At 29.9% G+C, this 8,246-nt stretch carries 3 protein-coding genes; all 3 read right to left on the bottom strand.

The features are described from left to right. Window positions 1–4 precede the first annotated feature (4 nt). The gene (locus B5F09_RS05990; RefSeq protein ID WP_087372591.1) at window positions 5–1,732 is read right to left on the bottom strand and encodes an ABC transporter ATP-binding protein; all 1,728 of its coding nucleotides are present in this window, start codon (window positions 1,730–1,732) and stop codon (window positions 5–7) included. Then, a complete protein-coding gene (locus tag B5F09_RS05985) occupies window positions 1,707–3,830 on the bottom strand; it encodes an ATP-binding cassette domain-containing protein (RefSeq protein ID WP_087372588.1) in 2,124 nt (707 codons plus the stop codon). Before B5F09_RS05985 ends, B5F09_RS05990 begins: the two co-directional genes overlap by 26 nt. Window positions 3,831–4,466: 636 nt before the next feature. Next, window positions 4,467–8,240, bottom strand: coding sequence for a M4 family metallopeptidase (locus tag B5F09_RS05980; RefSeq protein WP_087372585.1), 3,774 nt, complete (start codon window positions 8,238–8,240; stop codon window positions 4,467–4,469). Window positions 8,241–8,246: the final 6 nt, after the last annotated feature.

The following is an 8,246-nucleotide window of genomic DNA, read 5'->3' as shown; positions in this document are numbered from 1 at the left end:
TTTTTTAATTATCTTTATCATCTTTTAAGATCGTAGCAATTTCATAATCTTTAATACTTCTTATATTTATTAAAAGCATTACCAGATAAATAATATTCAATACTATAATAACACCAGCATTAATTTCAATTCCTCGATTTCCTATCAACAATAAATAAAGTAAACTTTCACCCATTAAAACAATATCAATAATAATTAACTCTTTGAACTTTTCTTTTATATAACTGCTTTTAATCTTTGACAGTGGTACTAAACAACTGGCTATAATCGCTAAATTTCCTGATACTTGTCGCCATTGTTTTTTCAAAGAATAAATCGTATAAATAAGCAAGGTTGTAAAAATTACAATTACTACAGCTTTAAATACTAATTCAAAAATTCCCATCTCATTATTAATTCTTTCGATATTTTCAACAAATAAATTCGTAGTTTCTAACTGTGTATTTTTTGAAAACCGGTAATAATCATTTTCGATATTTTTAGAATCACTATGATAAACATAATAATCCATATCTTCACTAATACTACGAGTCTGTTTGAAATAATCATTTGAATAATATACCTGTAATACATTTTGAACATCATCTTCATAGACAATTCCCGCAATCTCAAAAGTATCTTCATTACTAAAGAAATCAATTTTATAACTTAAATTCATTTCCTGACCAATCAGTTTTTCTTTTGATACGCCCTGACTATCCATTAAGATTTTAGCAACATTTTGATTGATTATAATCTCATTACCGTTTATTTCCTTTTGACCATAAAATTCTAATTCTTCATTGTTGGTAACTATAGGTACTACATTTATCCGATATTTACGTCCATCAAGAATAATATTATCAAACTTAACGATTCTTTCACCAGGAACCCTGACCGGATTTTCTTCATCATCATTAGTAACTTCAATATATATTTCATAACTGTTTAAAATTTCTAATGATTCTATCGGTTTAAAAATTGTAAAATAGGTTTGCAATGAAACTAAAGCTGTTAAAGCAATTACTAGAATAATAAATAGCTGAACTATCGAACTGTGATGTAGAACTTTTCTGATTATCTTTTTTAAATATTTTTGATCTGGTTTAGGCAACAAAACATCTTTAGCTTCTACTACTTCATTGTCTATTTCATCATTGCTTTGGAGTTTTTTATCAATTATTTCATAAACAGCCGGTTGATATTTTTCAATCAGTTCTGTTTCATGACTTGCTAACAAAACTATCTTTTCTTTTGCAAGCGTCGTTAAAAGTTCCATTACATTTTGTTTATTTTCCATATCTAAAGATTCAGTCGGTTCATCACAAATGATGATTTCTGGATCCATCATTAAGGCTCGAGCAATTCCAATACGCTGTTTTTGACCACTAGAACATTCATCAGGATAATGATCCATAATATCTTGTAAACCTAAAATTTCGATAATCTCCTGTTTTTTATCAAAAGTTATATGATAAAGATTTTCAAACAGATCAATATTTTCAGCTACCGTCAAATTATTAATCAGCTCATAAGTTTGAAAAATATAAGCAATCTTAGTTCCTTTTTTTATTACTCTTTTACCACCGTCAAAATCTTCATATCCAGCAATAATATTCAATAATGTTGTTTTACCACTACCACTTTCACCTTTAATCAGATACAATCCACACTTAGAAAAATCAAAATCAAGTCCATCGAATACTGTTTGTCTGCCAAAACTCTTTTTAATTCCTTCTAATCCGTATTTCATAGCTTATTCCCTTTATCAATAACATTATAATAATCGCCAATATTATACTGATTCCAAAGTCACTTAAATTAAATGTCAGTATTTCACTATATTCATATCTAAATGCTATTTCATTGATCTTTTCAATCAGTGGCTGTAATAATATCAGCCAGACTATTACTCCTGTTATTATACTTATCCCTTCTAACATAAATGTTATTCGCTTTACTTTATATCCATCTTCCTTGATTATCTGTCCTTCTTTTTTCAATCTTCGATTACTTAATACCTCATAACCAATCATTACCATTATTACTAATATAATCATTATCATACTGATTCCCCAGTATAGTATCGGATTATTATATTCCTGAGAGCTTTTATCATTGCTTGCATAACTTACATAATGACTGTCTGTACTAGCTGATATTTCATCAATTTTAATGCTTATTTCATCACTATTGCTTTCTGGATCGATTAGATAATAAGCATACTGATATTCTAAGTATTCCAGATTCATTTGATAATTTTCCTCGATCCACTTATCATAAACACCATTTCTTAGATACACCTGATTTTCATAATTATTTTTATGATCTGTTATCCCTGCTATTTTGTAGGTATTATGGCTTTCCTTGTCATACCCCAGCCTGCATGTTCCATAATTTTTTATACATTCATAAGGACCCCATGAACCATCAACCAAGTCTAATTCTTCACCAATCAAATCTTCATAGCTGGATACTGATTCATTTTCCAATAGTTTATCAGCTACTGTTAATGATATGATTATTTCATCATCGCTTTTCATCTGATTGCCATACAACAATGAAAACTGATAATCATTTTTCATCTGATAAACTACTGTATCTAGATAAAATAAATTATTAAAGTAAATAGAAGTACCTATTAAATCATCTGGATAGTAACCTCTGCAATCTTTAAAACCATCATAATAATAAAAATAAGCAATTATTCCTTCATTTCTTTTTGCAGTATCTTTATATGTTTCAGCAAAATCAATCAGTATTTGAGTACTTGGTCGTTTCGGATCTGCTGTTTCTAATACTTTCTCAGCTTCATCATATGTATACCTAGGTAGATAATTTGACCAATCATAAATACCTGTATCCCATCCTGCTCGATATCCTATTACTTCATCTACTTCATTCAATACATTTTGAACATCCTGCTTGGTATAAAAATCATATGTGGAATATATTGGTTCAACAACTCGATAAGACGCAGTTGTTTTATTTTCATCGCTTTTATTTTCTTCATTACCGATTGTTATTAACAGATTTTCCCCTGCTGTCCATTTATATTTGGCATCACTCTTTCCTGATACTGAACTGAAAAAATTGATCCCGGCATATAAAGAAAATATCAATAGACTCATTATCACTGCTTTTATCAGACTGTCTCCCGGTCTTGAGATTATCATTTTTTTAATCAGATACAGATATTCTTTTACTGGTCGCTTAATTTTTCTAGACTGCTTTAAATGATATTCTTTTTGTTCACTGATAATCTTATCTTCACTTATATATCCATTTTCCAGTTTACAGATTCGACTGGCATACTGATTGCATAAAGTCATATCATGACTTACTATTAACACTGGAATATTTTTTCCTGCTTCTTTTAATGCCTCCATGACCAGCTTACTGTTAGCTGCATCTAATGCGGCTGTCGGTTCATCACAGATCAGTAAATCCGGCTGACTTAATAGACACTTTAACACCTGTACTCTTTTCTTTTGACCAGTTGATAATTTCTTTACTTTTTTATCCTTATGTTCAAACAAGCCAAACTGCCTTAATTTCAAGTCTATCATTTTTTTATCTTTGGATAGCATAAACAGATTATCAAAAACACTTAGACTTTCCATCAGATTATATTCCTGTTCAACATATTCAACATTTCCTTCTAATATCATAGTACCGGTATAATCTTGATCACGTTTAGCTAAGATGTTTAATAATGTTGTTTTACCACTGCCGCTTTTACCGATAATAAATGTCAAACCAACAGTATTTAAAGTAAAATTTAAATCTTTTAAAACGTGAACGTCATTTAATTTATTATGATATGTTTTGTTGATATTATCTAATCGCATCCTTCTCCCTCCCTATAAAAAGCAAAAGGAAATTTGAGGTTTGATCCAACAAATTTCCTTTTTAATACAACCAAAAAATAAATAATTACTGATTAATAAACAATTACTGAATAAATACTTATATAAATTATAAAATATTACCATACTCCATGACATTCGTATCTGGCTTGTTTTCCAGGATATGATACTAAATAACCACAGTTTGAACACGTTTGAGTATATTGGTATGTATCATAATATATATAATCATACCCTTTAGGTTTTCCATGTATACAATTTATACTTCCTTCCATTTCATACGATTTGTTTACTAATTTCTTAGTGGTTGTGACTGTACCCTTAAAACAACTCGTACATAAAGGTAATCTTGGCTGAATTACTGAGCTTTCTTTTGCATGTATATTATTAATATTTACACTGAATAAAGAAACTAGTAAGAAAAATACACTAAATAATGATAATAATCTTTTTTTTATAAAATTTCATCTCCTTAAAAATTGTGATTACCATGGTATTTCATTAATTGTTGGATCCATATTACCTTGATAATTACATTATACTAGAAAAAATCTGAAGTAAATGCTTTTTTCGTGAACTACCATTTTCTTCGTGAAATATAAGATTATTTAAACAAAATTATTTTTTATGTTTTTTTAAATACCAGTAACCAATAATACCACCTAAGAAAACAACAATAGTTAAGATAAAAATCAAATCAAGCCAGGAATTGTTTTCAACAATAGAACCACTTTCATTGGCTGCTGCCTGATATCTTAAATCATAATTACCATCGCCATCTTCATCAACATTGATGACTGTTGTATCACTGACTTCGGCTTTAGTGTCAATTACAGTCTGATTAGTAATTTCAATATTTTCAAATTCTCTAAAGTCACTGTAGTTACCTTCTTCATCCATAAAGCCAATAGTATAATTCATTGTACCTTGATCAGTGCCATTGATTTTAATATCATAAGCCTGCTCTTCTTTTAATCGTAAAATTTTAGTTTGATTGGCGGTGCCATTATCTTCAAAGCTTAATACACCAAACTTAGTTCGAGTATTTAAATCACTTTCTTTTGAGCTCAATGTTTCACCATCATAACTAACAGTAACATCAACAGGACAAGCAATTCTAATATAGATATATCTTTGACCGTTGATTTGATCAGCAACATCATCAAAGAAAAATACTAGATCGTCGCTATTGGCTACTTCATAGTGACAGCCTTCACTAGCAATTCCTTCCATTAATTCTTGGGCTTCGCTTTTATCATCCATTTTTTCAAAGAAGCCAAGTGTGTAAATTAAAATATCAGAATCTTTTATTTGATCGGCATATGAGATTAAGGCGTTACCTTCTTTTCCAACATTAGGGACTCCATCACTCATTAACACAATGATCTTGGTTTCAGCATTGCTATTTTCAAGCATGTCATAAGCCTGTTCTAGACCGTCACCAATATTAGTATTACCATTACAATCTAGAGAATCAACGTTTTCTTCTAAATTATCATAATCCACAGAGAAATCAGAAATTATATTGGCATTACTATTATATGTAACTAAACCGATACCAGCATCTTCTTTTAAGACTGTTTCAATAAATTTATTAGCAGCTTTTTTTGTTTCTCTAAGTGGAGAACCGGTCATACTATTAGAAGTATCTAAAACTAAGACTATTTCTCGTTCATTTACATTGGTGCTATCTTGGCTTGTACCTTCATAGTCACCCCATTCACAAATAAAAGCAGCATTACTATTAACAGTTTGATGACCAAAATCACCATCATTCCATGTTCCATCAGAATATTTATAATAGAACATAGCATAATCTTCATTTTTATTTTCACTATTTGGTTCACCAGGATGCCAATTGGTGTAAGAAACTTCTTCACCATTTATCCATTCCCACTTACCTTCTTGATTATAATCAGATAAACCAAAATAAGCACTTTCAAAATCTTGACCAGTAAGATAATTGTATAAAAATTCATTTTCTTGAGCAGATGTAATTGTTGCAAGATAACCACCTTGGTTTTTACAATATACACTAGCTTCTTGCCCATTATCTATATCATCAAGTTCATATAAATAATAATAATGACCATTAAATTCAACCGCATTTTCAGGAATATTGGTAGTATCAGTTTGTTTTTTATCATCGGTTACCTTTTTAAATTGGGTGATAACATTTATAGTATCACTGCCACTAGAAGAAACAGTTACATAAAACCTTTGAGTCTGGCTATCATCAGTTAAATCAGTTATTGTAAAATAATAAATACCAGGTTCTAATGAAAGTGAGTATGGTTTATCATCACTGATAGTTACTGTATCGACTTCTTTAGTATTAGGTTTTGCACTTGGTCCTTGTGGCAGATTTGTTATGTCTACTTCCTCGATTTTTAATGAATAATTATCATAAAGTTCATTATCGATATCATAAACACAAAGATCAAAATTTTCAGTAACAGTATATGTTGTTGTTTCGCTAGATAAGCCAACTTGGTTAAAAGCTTCTTTGATAGTTAAAACCTGTTTATTTGATAGGTTTTCTTGTTCATACATTTGTAAAGCACAATTTATGATAATTTGTTTAAATTGCTGAAATGTACAATTAGAACTCATATGAGGCATAGCACTATAAAATAAATCAGCAATATCTTTAGTACTTAAACTACTATATATTTGTGAATTATCTTCAATGCCAATAGACATTAAATAAGCAGCATGAGAAATAACGGTATTATTAGTATGAACACCACCTTTATCATTATTAGTGTCAACAACATCCACCCAATATTTGCCTAAATAGCTATCAGGATCATCATTAGAATTTGGATCAACTATATCACGATATGGATTGATCCAATCGCAAGTACCGTTAAAAAGTCGATCATCGGCCCAATCTTCAACGATTTCGCCAAAGATATCACTATAAGCTTCCATTAAAGCTCCTGATTCGCCTAAATAATTTAGATTGCTGATACATCGTTCCACTGAATGAGTATATTCATGAGAAATAACATCATAATCTAAAGTATTATCAGAACCAAAGGTAAGAACTGTCAAAGGTAATTGACTAGCTCCCCATGAATAGGCATTAGTAGTATCACCCACTAACCAGTTTACTCCTAAAAAATCATCATAAACGGCAAGAACCACACCATTTTTGCCATTAAAACTAACCCGGTTATAGTTTTCTTTCCAAAAGTCGTAATTAGTACTTACGCGGGACATCAAAGTAACAGCTTTAGGATTATCCCAGGTTGTGGAATTGGAAGTTACTTCGGTTACTGTCGTGAATATATTTTTAGTAGTTAATCTAACTGCATATTCACCTTTAGTAGCAATGACTTTGCCATCTTTATCTTTGATTTCGAAACTATAGTTATCACCGGTAATTGTTACTTCGTTGTTATCTTCATCATAATATTTTTTATCTTTAGAGGTATAAATTTTATTGTTTTCATCAACGATTACTATTTCAGGAACAAGAGTTGAGTTATTAGCATTAAATACCCGAATATCTTTTTGATTATCGCGCATTCGATAAGAACCATCAATTTGTTCAGTTGTAAAGTTTTGATTTTGACCATCTATATCAAGACCATTTCCTGAAACATCTTCACCATAAGCCATTGAAAGTTCAGCAAGAATATCACCGGATTTTGCAGAAACAAAACACTGTTCATTGACGTCCTCATTTATAACATTTATTTTCCAGGCAATTTCGGGTTCTTGTTTATCTAAAGAATATATAACTAATCCTTCACTAGTAATGAATGTTTCACTTCCAAATTGTTCTTTCATACTATTAAAAGCATCATCTTTAGAAAAGTCAACACTAGTATCTAAATCACCAAGGTTTAAATAATTACCAGATAGCATTAAGCAATCTCCTTGACTATTAGCACTAATGGTAACTGTTCGGCCATAGACAGGAATATCATCGTATTCTTGATAAAAACGATAATAATTATTTTCTAAAATATTTTCTATTTGACAATTATTTAATTCATCTTGAACATCCTGAATTCCAAGTTGTTCTTTAACATCATTAATAGCATTTAATGCTGATGTTTCATCTTTGATAGCAACATCACTAAAAGAACCATCTAAACAAACAAAATTAGATGTACTATCGTCTTCTTGATTATTTTTATGATCAATTAAGCCCATTTTTTCCATGACATCACTAATAATCGGAAAATCAATAATGCCAAAATAAACTAAAGTACTAGTGATTCCCGTAAATAATATTACGAGTACTAAAAAAGATATTAGAAATCGGATTGTGTACTTTTTTAATTTTTGCTTTGATTTACTTATTGCTTGTTTATCACAATTAGGACATAATCCCTTCTTATTTAATTTAGCACCACATTTACCACAATATTTTTTCATGTCTAT

It is taken from the genome of Erysipelatoclostridium sp. An173, assembly GCF_002160495.1.
Lineage (GTDB): Bacteria > Bacillota_I > Bacilli_A > Erysipelotrichales > Coprobacillaceae > Thomasclavelia > Thomasclavelia merdavium.
This window is presented reverse-complemented; position numbering and strand designations above follow the sequence as displayed.